We start from the raw sequence: 17,918 nt of genomic DNA, 5'->3' as shown, positions 1-17,918 counted from the left end.
CGCTCTTTTTCTTTCTTTTCTCTTCCGCTCCCCCATGGCTGCCGCATCGCGCGATCTGCAGGGGCTGCTTGCCGGCCTCGACCCCACGGCCGATGTGGCGCAGCGCCACATCTGGCTCATCAACCTCTTCGACTGGCTGCGCGGCGACCGCGCCTCGCCGCAGGCCGCCATCGGCCGCGTGCAGTTGCTGCTCGACGCCGTCGAGGCACGGCCCGAGCTGTGCGACCGGCTGCGCGCCTGGTGGCGCGCGTTCACGCAGTCGGTCGACCTCACGGCGCTGCTGGCCGACTACGGCTTTGCGCCGCGCACCGCCTTCCTGAGCGAGTTCGGCGAACGCATGCGCCGCAAGATCCTGCCGGGCACGCCCGAGACCACCGACGCCTCGGACCTGTTCCGGCTGGTGCTGCCCGGCGTGTTCGACGCCGGCTGGATCGCGCTGCTCGACGACACCCAGCTCGCGCGCATCGGCGCGCTGCTGGCCGACGCCGCGCCCATGCCCGACGGCTCGGCGCGCTGGCGCCACACGGTGATGGACGCCGTCACCTACTGCTGCAGCCAGGTGGTGGCGACGGGCTTTTCGCCCGAGCTGAGGCTGCGCATCAGCCCCGAAGCCGGCGAGGCGCGCCCCTTCCACGCCCTCATGGCCGACCTGGACGCGCTGCGCGAGCAGATGTTTGCCCTGCCGCGCGACGAAGAATCGCTGCAGGCCGCCTTCGTGGCCTTCCGCGACCGGCTCGACGCCTGCCGCTCCAGCGCCTCGTCGGTCTACACGCACCTGGAAGACAACGGCATCTCGGTCGGCCTGGTGTTCCGGCTGCGCCAGCTGCGCGAGCGCGTGCTGCGCATCCGCGAGCTGCTCGACTGCCTGATGTCGCCCGTGCCGGGGCCCAGCATGGCGCGGCTGGTCGGCAAGCTGGTGCTGGCGGGCGGTGAGCGCAACAGCATCCGCGCGCTGATCGCCTCCAACTCGTCGATGCTCGCGGCCAAGGTGACCGAGCGCAGCGCCGAGACGGGCGAGCACTACATCACCCGCGACCGCCGCAGCTACCTGCAGATGGTGAAGAAGGCCGCCGGCGGCGGCGCCTTCACGGCGCTGACGGTGCTGGCCAAGTTCGGCATCTACGCGCTGGCCCTGTCGGCCTTCTGGAGCGGGCTGGCCGCGGGCCTCATGTATGCGGCCAGCTTCGTGGCGATCCAGCTGCTGCACCTCACCCTGGCCACCAAGCAGCCGGCCATGACCGCGCCCGCGATGGCGGCGCGGCTGCGCGACATCAAGTCGGACGACGCCGTGGGCCAGTTCGTCGACGAGGTGGCCAACCTCGTGCGCTCGCAGGTGGCGGCCGTGCTGGGCAACGTGCTCCTGGTGGTGCCGGCGGTGGGCCTGCTGGTGCTGGGCTGGCAGGCCGCGCTGGGCCGGCCGCTGCTGGACGCGGCGCATGCGGCCTCGACGCTGCATTCGCTGTCGCTGCTCGGACCGACCGTGCTTTTCGCGGCAATCACCGGCATCCTGCTGTTTTCGTCCAGCATCATCGCCGGATGGACAGAAAACGCCTTTGTCCTGCATCGCCTGGACTCCGCCATGCGTTACAACCCTCGCATCGGCGCCTTTCTCGGTGCCGCCCGGGCCCGTCGCTGGGCCGCCTTCATGCGCACACACATCTCAGGCTTCGCCTCCAACATCTCGCTGGGACTCATGCTCGGACTGCTGCCCGCGTTCGCGGGCTTCTTCGGGCTCGGGCTGGATGTGCGCCATGTCACGCTGTCGGCCGGCCAGATCGCGGCCGCGGCGGCATCCATGGGCCTGCCGGCACTGCACCAGCCGGCCCTGTGGTGGGCGGTTGCGGCGATCCCGGTGATCGGCGCGCTCAATGTGAGCGTGAGTTTCTACTTCGCTTTCCGTCTGGCGCTGCGCGCGCACAGCGTGAGCCTCGGTGACCGCGCCCGCATCCGCAGCGCGATCTGGGCCCGCTGGCGCAGCCGGCCGGTGAGCTTCTTCCTGCCTACATGAACCTGACCGCACTCCTCGCCGAACTCCAGGGCTTCTGGGCCGAATGGGCGCGCCCCTCGGCCGGCCTGCCCACCGTGCTCTGGGCCCTGCTGGTGGCCGCCGCCGCGGCCTCCGGCCACCTGGTGCAGCGCTACCTGGGGATGCCCAAGGTCATCGGCTATTCGGTGGTGGGCGCGGTGGTGGGCTTTGCCGGTTTCGAGGGCGCGATCTGGCCGCTGCGCGGCATCAGCCTGTTCCTGCTGGAGCTGGGCGCGGCCGTGGTGCTGTTCGAGGCCGGCGGGCGGCTGCCGCTGCGCTGGTTCCGCCACAACCCGATGGTGCTGGTGCAGAGCCTGCTGGAGGCGGGGCTGACCTACTTCGGCGTGTACTGGATATTGATTCTTCTGGGCCTGCCCGAGCCGGTGGCCAACCCCATCGCGCTGATGGCGATCGTCGCCTCACCCGCCGTGCTCAGCCGCGTGATCATGGACACCCGCGCCGCCGGCCCGGTGACCGAACGCGCCATGACGCTGGCCACGCTCAACACCTTCTACGCCCTCACGCTGGGCTACGCGCAGGCCGGCCTGATCGAGCGCGCGCCGCAGTCGCTGATGCTCAAGCTCTACCCGGTGGCGGTGGTGCTGGGCATGTCGTTCGTGGTCGGCGCGATCATGGCGCTGGCGCTGCGCTCGGCGCTGCGCGTGATGAGCCCGAACAGCGAGAACACCTCGATCCTGCTGCTGGCGATCATCGCGGCGGGCGCGGCGCTCACGGCCCACATCGGCGGCTCGGCACCGCTGGCGGCGCTGATCGGCGGTGTGCTGCTCAAGACGCTCAACCCCAAGCCCTGGGCCTGGCAGCGCCAGCTCGGCACCGCCTCGTCGCTGCTGACCATGCTGATGTTCGTGCTGGTGTCGATGGTGGCGGCGCAGGCCGACTGGACGCTGCCCGTGGCCAGCGTGGTGCTGGCCGTGATCGGCGTGCGCCTGGTCACCAAGATCTCGGGCGTGGCCATTGCCAACCCGGGCAGCGGCGCCAGCTGGAAGCAGGCCTTCTGGGTCGGCTGCGCGATGACGCCGTTGTCGTCGATCGCCCTGCTGATCGCCTCCAATTTCGCCTCGGCCTCGCCGCTCCTGGGCACCATGATCACGCAGGTCGCCCTGCCCTCGATCCTGCTGATGGAAGTGATGGGCGCCGTGCTCGCCACCGTGGCGATCCACGCCGTGGGCGAGAGTTCGGTCCCCTGGACGCCACAGGCCTTCAGCACCACGGAAGACACGCAGCGATGAGCAGCAGCAACAGCAACCCCACCTCCGTCCTCCCGATCGATCCGGACAGCGACGACGTGCGCTCCGCGCCGCTGCCCGCCGATCCGGCGAGCCGCGCCGTCAAGCTCGAGCCCTTCAACAAGTCGGAGGCGCTGTCGCTGGGCGTGGAGCTCGAGCTGCAGCTCGTGAACACGCACGACTACGACCTCGCACCGTACGCCGAGGACATGCTGCGCCTGATGGCGCAGACGCCGCTGCCCGGCAGCGTGGTGCCCGAGATGACCTCGAGCATGATCGAGATCTCGACCGACATCTGCCATTCGGCGCAGGACGTGATCACGCAGCTGTCGCCGATCCGCGAGGCGCTTATCAAGAACGCCGACAAGCTCAACATCGCGGTGGTCGGCGGCGGCACGCATGCGTTCCAGCAGTGGCACGAGCGGCGCATCTACGACAAGCCGCGCTTTCGCGAGCTGTCGGAGCTGTACGGCTACCTGAGCAAGCAGTTCACCATCTTCGGCCAGCACGTGCACATCGGCTGCCCCGACGCCGACTCGGCGCTGCTGATGCTGCACCGCATGTCGCGCTACATCCCGCACTTCATCGCGCTGTCGGCATCCTCGCCGTTCGTGCAGGGGCAGGACACGCAGTTCGACTCGGCGCGGCTCAATTCCGTGTTCGCGTTCCCGCTCTCGGGCCGCGCGCCCTTCACCACGAGCTGGAAGGAATTCGAGGCCTACTTCGAGCGCATGACCCGCACCGGCGTCGTGCGCAGCATGAAGGACTTCTACTGGGACATCCGCCCCAAGCCCGAGTTCGGCACCATCGAGATCCGCGTGTTCGACACGCCGCTCACCATCGAGCGCGCCGCCGCGCTCGCGGGTTATGTGCAGTCGCTGGCCGCGTGGTTCCTGCAGGAGCAGCCCTTCGAGCCGAGCGAGGACGACTACCTCGTCTACACCTACAACCGCTTCCAGGCCTGCCGCTTCGGCCTGGACGCCGTGTACGTCGACCCGGCCAGCGGCCAGCACATGCCGCTGCGCGACCACATCCTGATGACCATGACCCAGCTCGAATGGCACAGCGAGGCGCTCAACGCCACGCAGGCGCTGGGCGAGCTTCGCACCAGCGTCGAGGCCAACCGCAACGACGCACGCTGGCTGCGCGAGAAGCAGGGCAAGGAACGGCTGCTGGCGGAAGTGGTGCGCCAGGCCTCGCTGCGTTTTCGCGGCGCGGCCTGAGTTCGCAGGTCAGGCCGTCACGGCCTCTTGCGAGAACTGCCGGCGGTACACCGTCGGCGACACCTTGAACGCCGTGGCGAAGTGCTTGCGCAGCAGCACCGCCGAGCCGAAGCCCGCATCGGCCGCCACGCGCTCCACCGAGCGGTCGGTCGTTTCGAGCAGCCGCTGCGCCAGCGCCAGGCGCTGGTTCTGCAGCCACTGGCCGACCGTCGTGCCCGTCGATTCGCGAAAGCGCCGCGTGAAGGTGCGCCGGCTCATGAGCGCGCGCCGGGCGAGGTCATCGAGTTCGTGCGGCACCTGCAGATGCCGCCCCAGCCATTCGAGCAGCGGCGTGAGCCGGTCACGTTCGGCCGCTGCCGGCACGGGCTGCTGGATGTACTGCGCCTGACCGCCCTGCCGGTGCGGCGCGACGACCATGCGCCGCGCGGCGCGGTTCGCGGTGTCGGCGCCGTAGCGCACGCGCAGCAGGTGCAGGCAGCAGTCGATGCCCGCGGCCGTGCCCGCCGAGGTGAGCACGTCGCCGTCGTCCACGTACAGCACCTCGGGCTGCAGCACGACCTGCGGGTACTGTTTGGCGAACGCCGCGGCCAGGTGCCAGTGCGTGGTGGCGGGCCGGCCGTCGAGCAGGCCCGCCTCGGCCAGCACGAAGGCGCCCAGGCACAGCCCGACCACGGTGGCGCCGCGCCGGTGCGCCGCCTGCAGCGCGCGGATGAGCGCGGGCGGCGCGGGCCGGCCGTCGTCGCGCCAGGACGGCACCACCACGATCTGCGCGCGGCGGATCGCCTCCAGGCCGTGCGGCACCACGAGCGCGAAGCCCGCATTGGTGGCCAGCGGCCCCGGCTCGGGCGCGCAGACCTGCACCCGAAAGCGCGGCGCGCCGGTGTCGGTGCGGTCTTCGCCGAACACCATGCAGGGCACGGAGAGGTGGAAGGGGCTGATGCCGTCGAAGGCGACCACGGCAATGGTCTCGGCGATGGTTTCAACGGCAGATGAGCGCATGGCCCGATCTTATCGATGAATGGCTTTCGGGCCACTGTCGCAAAACCCGCGGTGCGCGAAGAATCGAGCCATTCCAGACACACACACAACCACCGAAGGAGATACCCATGAGCCAGTCCGCACCGCGCCGCGCCCTCGTCGTCATCGACGTGCAGAACGAATACTTCGAAGGCGGCGGCCTGCCCATCGAATACCCGCCGGTCGAAAGCTCGCTGCCGAAGATCGCGCAGGCCATGGACGCGGCCCGCGCGGCCGGCGTGCCGGTGGTGGTGGTGCAGCACCACGCGCCGAAGGGCGCGCCGGTCTTCCAGGCCGACAACTTCCACGGCCAGCTGCACCCCGAGATCGCCCAGCGCCCGCGCGACCACCTCATCACCAAGGCCTTCCCGAGCGTCTTCACCGGTACCGACTTCGCCGACTGGCTCGCGCGCCACGAGATCGACACGCTGAGCGTGACCGGCTACATGACGCAGAACTGCGATGCCTCCACCGTGTTCGAAGCCATGCACCGCGGGCTGAACGTGGAGTTCCTGTCGGACGCCACCGGCGCGCTGCCTTATGAGAACGCAGCTGGCCACGTGAGCGCCGAGGAAATCCACCGCGTCTTCAGCGTCGTGTTCCACAGCAACTTCGCTGCCGTGGCGACGACCGACGCGTGGGTCGCGGCGCTCAAGGCCGGCGCGGCGATCGAGAAGGACAACGTGGTCATGTCCAACCGCCGCGCGCGCGGCGTCTGAACTTCACAAGAGTTCAGGCCAGGTTCAGCGGCTGCAGCACGGGCTGCCAGCGCTGAACCGCGATCTTCTTGAAGCCGCGGCCGTTGGGGTGCAGCTCGTTGGCCCAGTCGGTCGGGCCCAGCGTGCCCCGGCTGTCCACCACGTGCAGGTGCTGCGGGTCGCCCGCGGCGATGTTCTGCAGCATGCCGTGGAAGCCGTCGATCAGGTGGTCGACGCAGGGCTTGAACAGCTCGGGCGCCACGCCCGCGTCGACCAGCGCCGGACGCAGCCAGCCTTCGCGCCCGAACAGCGCCTTGCCCGTGGGCGGCGCGTAGTCGTAGCTGTGCATGACGATGTGGCAGTCGACGCTCGTTCGGGTGTAGATGAGGCCGATGAGCGCACGGTACTGCTCGTCCATGTCGACAAGGAACTGGTCGAAGCCGCCCTTGCCGTTTCGAAAGCACTGCGCGGCCTGGGTCTCGCCCGTGCAATCGGACTTGAGCAGCGGGCGCAGGTCGTTGAAGCCCGCGAAGTCGTTGCCGCCGCCGCTGATGAACACCGCCGACAGCGTCGGGCCGTACAGGCGCAGCGACTCGCGCACGGCGTTGCGGTACTTGCCCTCCACATAGTCCTGGGCTTCCGCGCCGTTCATGCCCTTGGCCAGGATCACGTGGCCGCGCGCGCCGACCACGTCGCCCAGGAAGTTCAGCAGGCTGCCGCCCGGCAGCGGGTACCAGAACCACGAATCGCCGAAGGCGAGGATGGTCGCGGTGCCGTGCGGGCCCATCTGCATCTTGGTCTCGTCCCAGTAGACAGCCATGGCGAACTCCTCGTGTAGAGGGCGCCATGGTTCTCGCAACCGCCGCGCGGCGCCATCCCCCGTTCGCAGTAGAACCTGCTGCTCAGTCCCGCAGCGACTGCACCAGCAGCACCAGCTCCGCCTGCCGGTGGCAGTCGGTCTTGCGCATCACGTTGCGCAGGTGGCTGCGCGCCGTGTGTTCGGAGCAGTGCTGCGCGGCGGCGAAGTCCTTGACGGTCTTGCCGCTCGCCAGCAACAGCGCGAGCCGCGCCTCGGTCGGGCTCAGGCCGAGCAGGCTTTCCAGCTGCCGCGGCTCCACGGGCGCCGCCTCGGCCGGATGGGCGAAGACCACGAGCGCGCGGTGGCGCTGGCGCAGCACGGCCAGCGGGTGCGAGGGCTTGAGCGGCAGCACCGTGATGCGGACCACGCTGCCGGCCACGGGCAGGTGCAGCACGCCGGCCCGCGCGCCACCGGCCGGGGCGCAGGCCTCGCGCACCCGCTGCTCGAAGGCCGACTGCAGCGCGGACGACGCGAGCCGCAATCGCCCCTGCGCGCTGTCGAACAGGCCGCCGCGGCCCGCGCACGCCGCCGCGCGCGCGTTCAGGTGGTCGATGCGGCAGGCCTCGTCGACCACGGCGATGCCCTGCGGCAGCGCGTCGAGCGCCGACAGCCCAGTGGCCGCGTGCTCGCCCAGCTGCATCATGCGGGCGCGCAGTTCGCTGGCGCGCACCAGGTGCGGCGACAGGCGCCGGCAGAAGGCCTCGCTCTCAGGACCGTAGGGCGCTTCGGCCCGAGGGCGGATGAAGCCGAGCACCTCGCGCGTGTCGTCGTCGGCGCGCAGCCCCATCGCCAGCGTGTGGCGCAGGCCGAGCGGCGCGAGCCAGTCGACATAGATCGGACTGCGCGACAGCGTGCGCGCGCCGAAGTAGGCGTGGTCGGTCACCGGCGTGCCCAGCGGGGCGTTGACCGGCATCTGCATGCGGATGTCGTCGCGCGCCAGGTGCTGCTCGTACTCGCGCACCTTGTCGGGCGGGCTCTCCAGGTTGGCGAGCCCCGCGCCCACCACCGAGCAGTCGGCGCGGCGCACCGTGAGCGTGTGAAAGCAGGCGGCGCCGAGCACCTCGCGCATGGCATCGAGCGCGTCGTACCAGTCGCCGGGACAGGTGATCCCGTCGTACAGCAAGGCAACGATCCGGTCGGTGTCTGCGTCGGCGGACACGCCTCCCTGCACGATGGCTGTCATGGCGGCCTCCTCCTGTTTGGACTTTCGGTGTATCCGCTTGCATGACGGTATTACAAAATGCTTCCAGTGTCAGCCCCCATTTCCCGCGGGCGCCGCGGCGGGCGGCCCCGCGCCAGGTCGTTATGCTCTCGCACCCATGGGTGAATTCGACCTGATCACACGCTATTTCAAACGCCCCGCCACGCGCTCGCCGCTGGGCGTGGGTGACGACTGCGCCTTGCTCGCGCCGGCCGCGGGCATGCAGCTCGCCGTGTCCTCCGACATGCTGGTGGAGGGGCGGCACTTTCTCTCGACCGTGGAGCCGGCCCGGCTCGGCCACAAGGCCCTGGCCGTGAACCTCAGCGACCTGGCCGCCTGCGGCGCGAAGCCGCTGGCCTTCACGCTGGCGCTGGCATTGCCCGGCGTGGACGAGCCCTGGCTCGAAGGTTTTTCGCGCGGCCTGTTCGCGCTGGCCGACGCCCACGGCTGCGAGCTGGTGGGCGGCGACACCACGCGCGGCCCGCTCAACATCTGCATCACCGTGTTCGGCGAAGTGCCGGCCGGCGCCGCGCTGCTGCGCTCGGGCGCGCGTGCGGGCGACGACCTGTGGGTGAGCGGCTCGCTCGGCGATGCGCGGCTGGCGCTCGAGGTGTTCCGCGGCACGCTGAGCCTGCCCGCCGAGGCCTTCGCACAGGCCCGCGCACGCATGGAACAACCCACGCCGCGCGTGGCGCTGGGCCAGGCGCTGCGTGGCATCGCCACCTCGGCGGTGGACGTGAGCGACGGCCTGATCGGCGACCTGGGCCACATCCTCGCGGCCAGCGGCGTGGGCGCCACGCTCGATGCCGACGCCACCACCGCGCTGATCGCCGTCGACACGGCCGGCCTGCCCACCGAGGCGCTGCGCACCTGCGCGCTCTCGGGCGGCGACGACTACGAACTGGTGTTCACCGCGCCGGCCTCGGCGCGTGCGGCAGTGGAGCAGGCCGGGCAAGCCAGCGCCACGCGCGTGACACGCATCGGCCGCATCGAAGCGGACGCGGGGCTTCGCATCGTCGATGCGGGCGGCGCACCGGTGTCACAGCGCTTCGGCTCGTTCGACCACTTCGTCTGATCAAGAGCCGCGCAGCATCGCGCGCATCTTGTCCTGCGCGGTGTTGATGGCGGCCGACTGGCGGCCCAGCTGCTGCACCATCTTGTCGAGCTCGGCCCTCACCGCGGGGTCGGTCACGGTGAGCGAAGCGCCGGAGACCTGCAGCTTCGACTTGTTCTTCTCCATGAAATCGCCGATGGCCAGCGCACTGTCGAACACGGCGTCGAGCGCGGGGAACACCTCCTTGAAGGTGGCGGCGGGCGTCGTCACCGTCTTCTCGTAGGCCTTGCCGTAGACCTGCTTCAGGTCGTCGGGCTGCTTGAGTTGCGCGCGCGCCGCGTCGGCCTTGGCCAGCTGCTGGTCGAGCGCGGAGCGCAAGCCGCCCAGGCCCTCCTTGGCGGCCTTGAGATCGTCACGGCGCGCCGGCAGGTCGGCCAGTGAGCGCAGCGCGCCCTTGGCCATGACCTGCGTCATCGGCTGGCTCACCGACTTGTTCATGCCTTCGTTGAAATCGGTGATCACCGCGTAGTGCTGCGCGTAGTCGCCGAACGATGCTTTTTCTTCGGCGGTGGGCGTGGGCACGCGCAAGCCGGGCTTGTCGAGCACGCGGGTCTGCAGGTAGGCGATGAAGGCGCTGCGCTGCTCGGCCTCCTTGTTGCCGCAGGCCACGAGCAGCATCGACAGCACCAGGCCGAACGCGAGGCACAGCCAGCCGGAAGAGAAACGGGACCGTGTGGTTGTTGTCATGGAGGCACCTGCTTTCGCGCGAAGAAAATGACCGGCCAGCATACGACCGGCCGGCGCCCACGGCTACTGCAGGCTCTGCTTCAGCGCCTCGATGAACGCCCGCGCCGCCGCTGACAGCGAATGGCCGCGCTTGGTGACGATCGAGATGTCGCGCACCACGCGCGGCGCGCTGAGCACCTTCACAACCAGCACCGGGTTCTTCTCGGCGCGCGCAAACGCCGACGGCATGATCGACGCGCCCATGCCCGCCGCCGTCATCCACAGCGCGGTGGACAGGAAGGACACCTCGTTCACCACGTCGAGCGTCACGCCCGCCTCCGCCGCCGTGCCGTCGATCAGCGGGCGCACGCCGTAGCCGGGGCGCACGGTGATGACGGGGTGGCGGCCCAGGTCCGACCAGCGCACCACGCGCGCCTTGGCCAGCGGGTGGTCGGTGCGGCACACCACGGCGAGGTGATCGCGCATGAGGCGCTGCACCTCGACCTCGGGGCCGGGCCGCTCGGGCGTGCCGATGCCGAAGTCGACGTGCTCGCCGAGGATGCGCGACAGGAACTGGTCGGGTGCGCAGTCGTTCACCAGCACGCGAACTTTCGGGTGCTGCTCGCCGAAGGCGCGCAGCGCATCGGGCAATAAAAACCCGGCCAGCGTGGGCGTGATGGCCAGCGTCACGCGACCGCGTTCCAGCGTGGCGAGTTCGCGGAAATCGGCCGAGAGCGAATCGACGTCGCGCAGCACGCGCTCGACGGTGGAAATCATCTGTTCGGCTGCGGCCGTGGGCTTGAGCGCGCGCGTGGTGCGGTCGAACAGGCGCGTGCCCAGGCCCTCTTCGAGCTGGCGGATCAGCATGCTCACGGCCGACTGCGTGACGAACAGCCGCGTGGCCGCGGCGCCCAGCTTGCGCAGCTGGTAGACCGCGAGGAACGCACGCAGCTGGCGGATCGTAGGACTGAAGTTCGTATTCATCAGAAAATTTGAAAAATCATTCGGAATTTCTTGATTTACGAATGAATGCTGCCATCGTTCAATCTCCGATCAAAGCACCGAATTCAAGGAGAGGCCCGAATGACAGCACCCATCGCCCGCGGCATGCACGCATTTCGTGGGCGACGCAGGCAACTGCTGTGGGCCGTGGCCGGCGCGCTGGTGGCCGGCACCGCGCTGGCGCAAGCCCCGGCGGGCGATTTCCCCACCAAGCCGATCCGCATGGTCGTGACCTTCCCGCCCGGCGGCAGCGCCGACGGCGTGGTGCGCATGCTGGTGCCGCGCCTGAACGAGAAGCTGGGCCAGCAGGTGGTGGTCGACAACCGTCCCGGCGCGGGCGGCAACGTGGGGCTGACGCTGGTGGCCAAGGCGCCGGGCGACGGCTACACGCTGGGCGTGGGCGCGGCGGGCGCGCTGGCGGCCAACGTGAGCCTGTACCCGCAGATGCCCTTCGATCCGCAGAAAGACCTCAAGCCGGTGGGCATGCTGGCGGCCATTCCCTTCGTGCTGGTGGGCCACCCTTCAGTGGCCGCGAAGACGCAGCGCGAACTCATCGCGCTGGCCAAGGCGAAGCCGGGCACGCTGTCGATCGGCCATGGCGGCAACGGCACGGCCATGCACCTGTCGGCGGCGCTGTTCAACCAGATGGCGGGCACGCGGCTGGTTGAGGTGCCCTACCGCGGCTCGGGCCCGGCGGCGCTCGACGTGCTGGGCGGGCAGATTCCGCTGGCGGTGGTCGACCTGCCCTCGTCGCTGCAGCAGATCCGCGCCGGCAAGCTGATCGCCTTTGCCGTGACCAGCCCGCAGCGCCTGCCGATGCTGCCCGAGGTGCCGACGGTGGCCGAGGCCGGCCTGCCGGGCTACGACTCGACCGGCTGGTTCGGCGTGGTCGCGCCGGCCGGCACGCCGGCACCGGTGGTGGCGCGGCTCAATGCCGAGTTCAACGCCGCGCTCGGCGACGAGCAGGTGAAGACCGCGATGCGCGCGCTCGGCGTGGAACCGGCGCCGGGCTCGGTCGAATCCTTCGACAGCTACATCCGCGCCGAGACGAAGAAATGGGCCCAGGTGATCCAGGACGCCCACATCAAGCTCGATTGAACGACAAGCCGATAGAGACATGACGAAGACCGCCGACACCTCGATGCAAGCCGACGTGCTGATCGTCGGCGCCGGCCCCGTGGGCCTCACGCTGGCGATGGACCTGGCCTCGCGCGGCGTCTCGGTGATCCTGTGCGAGACGCGCCGCTTCGCCGAGCCGCCGAACGTGAAGTGCAACCACGTGGCCTCGCGCACCATGGAGCAGTTCCGCCGCCTGGGCGTGGCGCAGCAGCTGCGCGATGCCGGGCTGCCGGCCGACCACCCGAACGACGTGGTGTTTCGCACCACGGTGACGGGCACCGAGCTCACGCGCATTCCCATTCCGTGCCGGCGCGACCGCTACACCGAGACCGAGGGCCCCGACGCGTGGTGGCCCACGCCGGAGCCGCCGCACCGCATCAACCAGATCTACCTCGAGCCGATTCTGCTGAAGCACACGGCCGCGCTGCCGGGCGTGACGCTGCTCAACCGCACGCGCTTCGAGCGCTTCACACAGGATGCCGAGGGCGTGAGCGCCATCGCCACCGACATGGACAGCGGCGCCACGCGCAGCATCCGCTGCCGCTACATGGTCGGCTGCGACGGCGGCAGCTCGCCGGTGCGCAAGCAGATCGGCGCGAAGCTCGAAGGCACGGCCGTCATCCAGCGCGTGCAGTCGACCTTCATCCGCGCGCCGCAGCTGCGCGCGCTGATTCCGGGCAAGCCCGCGTGGTCGTACTACGCGATGAACCCGCGCCGCTGCGGCACGATGTTCGCCATCGACGGCCACGAGACCTGGCTGGTGCACAACCACCTGAACGCCGAAGAGCCCGAGTTCGACTCGGTCGACCGCGACACCTCGATCCGCGAGATCCTGGGCGTGGGGCCCGACTTCCACTACGACATCATCAGCAAGGAAGACTGGATCGGCCGGCGCCTCGTGGCCACGCGCTTTCGCGACGGCCGCGTGTTCCTCGCGGGCGACGCCGCGCACCTGTGGGTGCCCTACGCGGGCTACGGCATGAACGCCGGCATCGCCGACGCGCTCAACCTCTCGTGGCTGCTGGGCGCCTGCGTGCAGGGCTGGGGCGACGAGGCCATCCTCGACGCCTACGAGGCCGAGCGGCTGCCGATCACCGAGCAGGTGTCGCAGTTCGCGATGGACCATGCGCAGAAGATGATCCGCGCGCGCCGCGCCGTGCCGCCCGACATCGAGGCGCCCGGCCCCGCGGGCGACGCGCAGCGCGCCGAGATCGGCCGCGAGGCCTATGCGCTCAACGTGCAGCAGTTCTGCTGCGGCGGGCTCAACTTCGGCTATTTCTACACGGGCTCACCGATCATCGTGCCCGACGGCGAGCACCGCGCGCCGCCGTACTCGATGGGCGAGTTCACGCCCTCCACCGTGCCCGGCTGCCGCGCGCCGCACTTCTGGCTGGCCGACGGGCGCTCGCTCTACGACGCCTTCGGCCCGGGCTACACGCTGCTGCGCTTCGACCGCAGCGTGGACGTGCGGCCGCTGGAGCGCGCGGCCGCCGCGTACCGCATGCCGCTCACGGTGCTCGACATCGAAACCGCGAGCCTGCCCAAGGCCTATGCGCACCGCCTCGTGATGTGCCGCGCCGACCAGCACATCGCGTGGCGCGGCGCGCACCTGCCGGCGGATGTGTATGACCTCGTCGCCACCTTGCGCGGCGAAACGCGGCGCGAACGTGGCCGCCGGCGCGCCCTCGCCTGGGAAGGCGTACTGGCCTAGCGCCGCGCCACCGCGCGCCACGCCAGCCACGCGGCGATGGCAGGCGCCAGCGCGAAGACCGTGAACAACCAGATCGCGGCCGAACGCGCACCGTCCACGCCGCCGGGCACCGTGAGCCCCGCCGCATTCGCCACCAGCCCGGCCACGGCGGCACCGACGGCCATGCCGTACAGCTGCACGGTCGTGATCGACGCGGACGCCAAACCTTCTTCGCCGCGCGGCGCGAGCGCCATCACGCGCGTCAGCAGGTGCGGCCAGCCGATGCCCACGCCGAAGCCGACGGCCGCCAGCGCCACGGCCACGAACGTGGTCTCGACGTTAGCCCCGAGCGCCCCCGGCGTCGGCAGCAGCCACGCAAGCGCCAGCAGGCCCGCGGTGCAGACCACCGGCCCGGCGCGCAGCATGCGGTCGGCGCCTGCGCCAGTGCGGCCCGACGAGGTCAGCGAGCCGATGCTCCAGCCGCCCGCCATCGCCGCCGTGAGGTAGCCCGCCATGAGCGGCGAGTGGCCGTGCAGCAGCTGTAGAAAGTAGGGCACGAAGATCTCGGTGGTGGTGCCGATCAGCAGCAGCGCCACGCTCGCGTAGATCGCGCCCAGCGGCGTGCCAAGCGCATAGGCGCCGGTCGGCAGCAGGCGCACGGCGCCGGCGCGGCGGTCGATGCGGGTGGCGGCGAAGCCGATGGCCAGGCCCAGCGCCACGCCCACGGCCTGCCCTGCGAGGCCGGGCCAGAAGCCGCTGGCGGCGATCACCAAGACCGACAGCGCCAACAGCGCGATCTGCGGCGCCGGCACGCGCGGCATCTGCGCCGGCCGGTCATGCCGGATGCCAGCCGCGGGCCGCAGCTGCACCGCCACCAGCAGGGCCTGCGCCGCCGCCACCGGCAGCAGCGCCCAGAAGGCCCAGCGCCAGTGGCCGGCCTGCGCGAACAGCCCGCCCACGGCCGGCCCGCACAGCGTGGCCACGCCCCACATGCCCGACACCAGCGCCACCGCGCGCGGCCACAGCCGGGGTTCGAACACACGCTGGATCAGCCCGTAGCTCAGCGCCGCGAGCAACCCGCCGCCCAGGCCCTGCACCGTGCGCCCCGTGAGCAGCCACGGCATGGCCGGCGCCAGCGCGCAGCCCACCGAGCCGGCCGTGAACACGGCCAGCGCCGTGAGGCAGGCGCCGCGCGGCCCGCGCGCGGCCAAGAGCCGCACCGAGAGGGTGGCGCCGAGGATCGAGCCGACCACGAACAGGGTCGTGCTCCAGGCGTACCAGTCGAGCCCGCCGATCTCGCGCACCACCGAGGGCAGCACGGTCGTCACGATGTGGACGTTGACCGCGTGCAGCGCGACGCCGCCGGTCAGCGCCAGCGCGCGCCAGCCGTTGCGCCCGCTGAACAGCTCGCGCCAGGCGGCGGTGGGCGGCGGCGCGCCAACGGCGGCGGCATCGAGGGAAGAGGAGGAGGACGACATGAGAACGAAGGAGAACGCCAAAGGAGCCTGGATACTAGGCGGCGCCCTTCAATTAAACAAGCTATTGCTTTGATAAATAGAAACTTCGGCGCGCAGCCGTCGCACAGGATGCGCGACACTTCGAAACCGATGCACGCCGTTTCTTCTTCCCCTTCTTCCTCGATGGATTCTTCTTCCGCCACCACCGGCGCCCTGCCCCGTCCCCCGATGCGTCGCCCCACCCTGCACTTTCTGCTCTCGCACCCCGCGCACTTCATCGCGCTGGGTTTCGGCTCGGGGTTGTCGCCCTTCGCGCCCGGCACCGTGGGCACGCTGTGGGCCTGGGCCGCGTTCGTGGTGATGCAGCTGTGGTTCACGCCCGCGACCATCGGCTGGATCATCCTCGCCGGCCTGCCGATCGGCTGGTGGGCCTGCACGGTGGCCGCGCGCAACATGAACGTGTCCGACCCCGGCGCCATCGTGTGGGACGAGGTGGTCGCCTTCTGGCTCGTGCTCTGGCTGGTGACGCCGGCCGGCCTGTGGGCGCAGGTCGTGGCCTTTGCGCTGTTCCGTTATTTCGACGCCGCCAAGCCCGGCCCCGTGGGCTGGGCCGACGCCGCCTTCAAGCCGAACGATCCCGCGCGGGTGCAGTGGTGGCGCGCGGGCTTCGGCATTCTTCTGGACGACCTGGTGGCGGCCTTCTGCACGCTGCTGGTGATTGCGCTGTGGCGCGCATGGTGAACCCGATGCAACCTTCCACTCCTTCTGCAGCCACCGCTTTGGCCGAACAGGACGTGCCCGCGCTCGTCGCGACGCTGGCCGAACGGCTGCAGGCCAAGGGCTGGATGATGGCCACCGCCGAAAGCTGCACCGGCGGCCTGATCGCCGGCGCCTGCACCGACCTCGCGGGCTCCAGCGTGTGGTTCGAGCGCGGCTTCGTCACCTACTCGAACGCCGCCAAGACCGAGATGCTGGGCGTGGACGCCGCGCTGATCGAAGCCCACGGCGCCGTGAGCGAGCCCGTGGCGCGCGCGATGGCCGAGGGCGCCATTGCCCGCGGCGCCCCGGCGCGCGCGGCCGTGGCCGTGACCGGCGTGGCCGGCCCCGCGGGCGGCTCGCCCGACAAGCCGGTGGGCACCGTGTGGTTCGGCTGGTCGGTCGACGGGCAGGTGCGCACCGAGCGCCGCCGCTTCGACGGCGACCGCGCCACGGTGCGCGCGGCGACGGTGCACTACGCGCTGCAGACGCTGGTCCAGCTGCTGGCGCGCTGATCGCACGCGGGCTGTTCAGGCCTGCATGAAATCGCCGACCGGCCGGCGCGGCGCGGGCGGCACCGGCGCCGTCGGAAAACCCAGGCGGCACATCATCTGCACGGTCGGGCTGCGCGCATGGCGCGACGGCGCGGCGCCGATCAGCATGTCGTGCACCGCCGCGTGGTGCGGCGCCATCTCCGGAAATTCCTCGAGCGGCTGGCTCATCGGCTGCATGCCCAGGCCCAGGTCGGTGGCGCGCAGCTGCTGGCGCACGTAGGCGCGGCCCGCGGCGATCTGATCGCTGCGGCTGTTGCCGCCGGTGCTGATCCAGACGAAGCCCATCGCGGTGTGGGCCTGGTCCTCGAACATCCGCAGCGTCTGCCGGAAGGAGAGGCTGTCTTCGGCGGCCGGCACCTCGCGGTCGAAGCGCCCCAGCGCGACCGCCATGCGCAGCGCCGGGTCGTTGAGCGAGAAGCCGTCGCGGTGCGCCAGGATTTCCTGCGGCCCGATGCGCAGCAGGCGCAGGTTCTCGCGCGCGGTGTGGGGCGTGACCAGCTCCACGCGCGCCGCCGCCGCGCACAGCCTGCGCAGCGGCAGCACGCGGGCCATGTCGACCGTGCCGGCCGATTGCACGCCCCCGCTTGAAGCCGAAGCCACGGCCGCGGTGAGCCCCTGCAGCATGTCGGCCGACACCCTGCGTCCGGTGTCGAAGCGCTGCTTGGGCGTGCGCCGGCGCAGCACCTGCGCGAACAGCGGATCGGGCGTGCCGCCGCGCGACAGCGTGAGCCGCGCCACCGGCAGGTCGGGCCACTGCTGCGGCGCATCGCCCACCAGTTCGCCCTGCGGCCACAGCCGCACGCGCGCCTGCACGCCCTGCTGGGCCAGCGCCATCACCAGCAGTTCGATGAACGCGCCGTGGCCGATCATGAGCTGGCGCCCGAAGGGGTCGGTGGCGGGCTGCACGCGGGCGCGGTCGGCGTGCAGCACGACGGCGTCGGGCTCGCGCAGGTCGACCCGCCACGGCTGGCCGTTGTAGGCCGTGGGCGCGGTGACGGCATAGGCGACGGCGCGCTTGCGCACGTCGGGCTCGTCGCCCGGGCCGTTCCAGATCTCGAAGGCGGCGGCCGGCACGTCGGCGTGGAGCCACCAGGTGGCCAGGGCCGTCGCGCCCGCCGCCACCGCGAGGCCGCCGCCCAGCAGGCGCACGAAATTTCTGCGTTCTCTCATGGGCTCGATCGGTTAAAGCATCGGGCGCGTGACACACGGCCTGCCCGTGGCCGATTGCAGCACCGCCCCGCGCGGCGCCACGCGGCCCCCTGTCGTTTCCGACAGGGGTAAGTCGGGCC

At 70.9% G+C, this 17,918-nt stretch carries 16 protein-coding genes; 9 read left to right on the top strand and 7 right to left on the bottom strand.

All coding sequences use genetic code 11. The annotated features are described in order from the left end of the window. Positions 1–34: 34 nt before the first annotated feature. From tlpB to AC57B8_RS12350, 3 genes are read left to right on the top strand one after another with little or no spacing between them, the layout of a single operon-like run. The gene (gene tlpB / locus AC57B8_RS12360) at positions 35–2,008 is read left to right on the top strand and encodes a transporter-like protein TlpB (RefSeq protein WP_496479749.1); all 1,974 of its coding nucleotides are present in this window, start codon (positions 35–37) and stop codon (positions 2,006–2,008) included. Then, positions 2,005–3,276: a cation:proton antiporter gene (locus AC57B8_RS12355; RefSeq protein WP_062480997.1), complete on the top strand. Its 1,272-nt coding sequence runs from the start codon at positions 2,005–2,007 to the stop codon at positions 3,274–3,276. The genes tlpB and AC57B8_RS12355 overlap by 4 nt, the downstream gene beginning before the upstream one ends. Next, complete coding sequence (locus tag AC57B8_RS12350) at positions 3,273–4,496, top strand: YbdK family carboxylate-amine ligase (RefSeq protein ID WP_095743380.1); 1,224 nt, start codon at positions 3,273–3,275, stop codon at positions 4,494–4,496. The genes AC57B8_RS12355 and AC57B8_RS12350 overlap by 4 nt, the downstream gene beginning before the upstream one ends. Before the next feature lie 9 nt (positions 4,497–4,505). On the opposite strand, the gene AC57B8_RS12345 is transcribed toward AC57B8_RS12350, so the two are convergent. Next, complete coding sequence (locus AC57B8_RS12345) at positions 4,506–5,495, bottom strand: GlxA family transcriptional regulator (protein WP_496479748.1); 990 nt, start codon at positions 5,493–5,495, stop codon at positions 4,506–4,508. Between the two features lie 107 nt (positions 5,496–5,602). On the opposite strand from AC57B8_RS12345, the gene AC57B8_RS12340 reads away from it, so the two are divergent. Beyond that, positions 5,603–6,232 carry an isochorismatase family protein gene (locus AC57B8_RS12340; protein ID WP_496479747.1) on the top strand — a complete coding sequence of 210 codons (630 nt, stop codon included), beginning with the start codon at positions 5,603–5,605 and terminating at the stop codon, positions 6,230–6,232. A gap of 13 nt (positions 6,233–6,245) precedes the next feature. On the opposite strand, the gene AC57B8_RS12335 is transcribed toward AC57B8_RS12340, so the two are convergent. Both AC57B8_RS12335 and AC57B8_RS12330 read right to left on the bottom strand, forming a co-directional pair. Further along, complete coding sequence (locus tag AC57B8_RS12335; protein WP_062483039.1) at positions 6,246–7,031, bottom strand: SGNH/GDSL hydrolase family protein; 786 nt, start codon at positions 7,029–7,031, stop codon at positions 6,246–6,248. A gap of 82 nt (positions 7,032–7,113) precedes the next feature. After that, on the bottom strand, positions 7,114–8,253 hold the full coding sequence (locus AC57B8_RS12330; RefSeq protein WP_496479746.1) for a helix-turn-helix transcriptional regulator: 1,140 nt from the start codon (positions 8,251–8,253) through the stop codon (positions 7,114–7,116). A gap of 136 nt (positions 8,254–8,389) precedes the next feature. Here AC57B8_RS12330 and thiL point away from each other — a divergent pair, with 136 nt between their 5' ends. Then, the gene (thiL, locus tag AC57B8_RS12325; RefSeq protein ID WP_354347964.1) at positions 8,390–9,346 is read left to right on the top strand and encodes a thiamine-phosphate kinase; all 957 of its coding nucleotides are present in this window, start codon (positions 8,390–8,392) and stop codon (positions 9,344–9,346) included. Here the strand turns inward: thiL and AC57B8_RS12320 are convergent, their stop codons facing one another. Both AC57B8_RS12320 and AC57B8_RS12315 read right to left on the bottom strand, forming a co-directional pair. Next, positions 9,347–10,072 carry a DUF3053 domain-containing protein gene (locus AC57B8_RS12320; protein WP_496479745.1) on the bottom strand — a complete coding sequence of 242 codons (726 nt, stop codon included), beginning with the start codon at positions 10,070–10,072 and terminating at the stop codon, positions 9,347–9,349. It abuts the gene before it with no gap. A gap of 63 nt (positions 10,073–10,135) precedes the next feature. Continuing rightward, positions 10,136–11,035 carry a LysR family transcriptional regulator gene (locus AC57B8_RS12315; protein ID WP_095743373.1) on the bottom strand — a complete coding sequence of 300 codons (900 nt, stop codon included), beginning with the start codon at positions 11,033–11,035 and terminating at the stop codon, positions 10,136–10,138. A gap of 99 nt (positions 11,036–11,134) precedes the next feature. Between AC57B8_RS12315 and AC57B8_RS12310 the strand changes: the two genes are divergently transcribed. Both AC57B8_RS12310 and AC57B8_RS12305 read left to right on the top strand, forming a co-directional pair. Then, positions 11,135–12,151, top strand: coding sequence for a Bug family tripartite tricarboxylate transporter substrate binding protein (locus AC57B8_RS12310; RefSeq protein WP_496479744.1), 1,017 nt, complete (start codon positions 11,135–11,137; stop codon positions 12,149–12,151). Between the two features lie 19 nt (positions 12,152–12,170). Continuing rightward, positions 12,171–13,883 carry an FAD-dependent oxidoreductase gene (locus AC57B8_RS12305; protein ID WP_159273648.1) on the top strand — a complete coding sequence of 571 codons (1,713 nt, stop codon included), beginning with the start codon at positions 12,171–12,173 and terminating at the stop codon, positions 13,881–13,883. Here AC57B8_RS12305 and AC57B8_RS12300 read toward each other — a convergent pair. Next, positions 13,880–15,340: an MFS transporter gene (locus tag AC57B8_RS12300; protein WP_496479743.1), complete on the bottom strand. Its 1,461-nt coding sequence runs from the start codon at positions 15,338–15,340 to the stop codon at positions 13,880–13,882. The genes AC57B8_RS12305 and AC57B8_RS12300 overlap by 4 nt on opposite strands. A gap of 162 nt (positions 15,341–15,502) precedes the next feature. Here AC57B8_RS12300 and AC57B8_RS12295 point away from each other — a divergent pair, with 162 nt between their 5' ends. Together AC57B8_RS12295 and AC57B8_RS12290 are read left to right on the top strand one after the other, a co-directional pair. After that, positions 15,503–16,060, top strand: coding sequence for a phosphatidylglycerophosphatase A family protein (locus AC57B8_RS12295; protein WP_496479742.1), 558 nt, complete (start codon positions 15,503–15,505; stop codon positions 16,058–16,060). Positions 16,061–16,065: 5 nt separating this feature from the next. Beyond that, the gene (locus AC57B8_RS12290) at positions 16,066–16,590 is read left to right on the top strand and encodes a CinA family protein (RefSeq protein ID WP_496479741.1); all 525 of its coding nucleotides are present in this window, start codon (positions 16,066–16,068) and stop codon (positions 16,588–16,590) included. Positions 16,591–16,605: 15 nt separating this feature from the next. On the opposite strand, the gene AC57B8_RS12285 is transcribed toward AC57B8_RS12290, so the two are convergent. After that, positions 16,606–17,799 (bottom strand): Acg family FMN-binding oxidoreductase, encoded by a 1,194-nt coding sequence (locus AC57B8_RS12285; RefSeq protein WP_496479740.1) that lies wholly within the window; start codon positions 17,797–17,799, stop codon positions 16,606–16,608. Positions 17,800–17,918 lie beyond the last annotated feature (119 nt).

Source organism: Variovorax sp. BGA-UO-ETr-C22 (genome assembly GCF_059567965.1).
Note: the sequence above shows the minus strand (reverse complement) of the source record. Positions and strands in the feature narration are given on the sequence as shown.

Coding starts and splice junctions, on each gene's coding strand:
- AC57B8_RS12290 (WP_496479741.1), top strand. CDS start 16,066: ATGCAACCTTCCACTCCTTCTGCAGCCACCGCTTTGGCCGAACAGGAC.
- AC57B8_RS12340 (WP_496479747.1), top strand. CDS start 5,603: ATGAGCCAGTCCGCACCGCGCCGCGCCCTCGTCGTCATCGACGTGCAG.
- AC57B8_RS12350 (WP_095743380.1), top strand. CDS start 3,273: ATGAGCAGCAGCAACAGCAACCCCACCTCCGTCCTCCCGATCGATCCG.
- AC57B8_RS12285 (WP_496479740.1), bottom strand. CDS start 17,799: ATGAGAGAACGCAGAAATTTCGTGCGCCTGCTGGGCGGCGGCCTCGCG.
- AC57B8_RS12330 (WP_496479746.1), bottom strand. CDS start 8,253: ATGACAGCCATCGTGCAGGGAGGCGTGTCCGCCGACGCAGACACCGAC.
- AC57B8_RS12335 (WP_062483039.1), bottom strand. CDS start 7,031: ATGGCTGTCTACTGGGACGAGACCAAGATGCAGATGGGCCCGCACGGC.
- AC57B8_RS12320 (WP_496479745.1), bottom strand. CDS start 10,072: ATGACAACAACCACACGGTCCCGTTTCTCTTCCGGCTGGCTGTGCCTC.
- AC57B8_RS12295 (WP_496479742.1), top strand. CDS start 15,503: ATGGATTCTTCTTCCGCCACCACCGGCGCCCTGCCCCGTCCCCCGATG.
- AC57B8_RS12355 (WP_062480997.1), top strand. CDS start 2,005: ATGAACCTGACCGCACTCCTCGCCGAACTCCAGGGCTTCTGGGCCGAA.
- AC57B8_RS12305 (WP_159273648.1), top strand. CDS start 12,171: ATGACGAAGACCGCCGACACCTCGATGCAAGCCGACGTGCTGATCGTC.
- AC57B8_RS12315 (WP_095743373.1), bottom strand. CDS start 11,035: ATGAATACGAACTTCAGTCCTACGATCCGCCAGCTGCGTGCGTTCCTC.
- AC57B8_RS12300 (WP_496479743.1), bottom strand. CDS start 15,340: ATGTCGTCCTCCTCCTCTTCCCTCGATGCCGCCGCCGTTGGCGCGCCG.
- thiL (WP_354347964.1), top strand. CDS start 8,390: ATGGGTGAATTCGACCTGATCACACGCTATTTCAAACGCCCCGCCACG.
- AC57B8_RS12345 (WP_496479748.1), bottom strand. CDS start 5,495: ATGCGCTCATCTGCCGTTGAAACCATCGCCGAGACCATTGCCGTGGTC.
- AC57B8_RS12310 (WP_496479744.1), top strand. CDS start 11,135: ATGACAGCACCCATCGCCCGCGGCATGCACGCATTTCGTGGGCGACGC.
- tlpB (WP_496479749.1), top strand. CDS start 35: ATGGCTGCCGCATCGCGCGATCTGCAGGGGCTGCTTGCCGGCCTCGAC.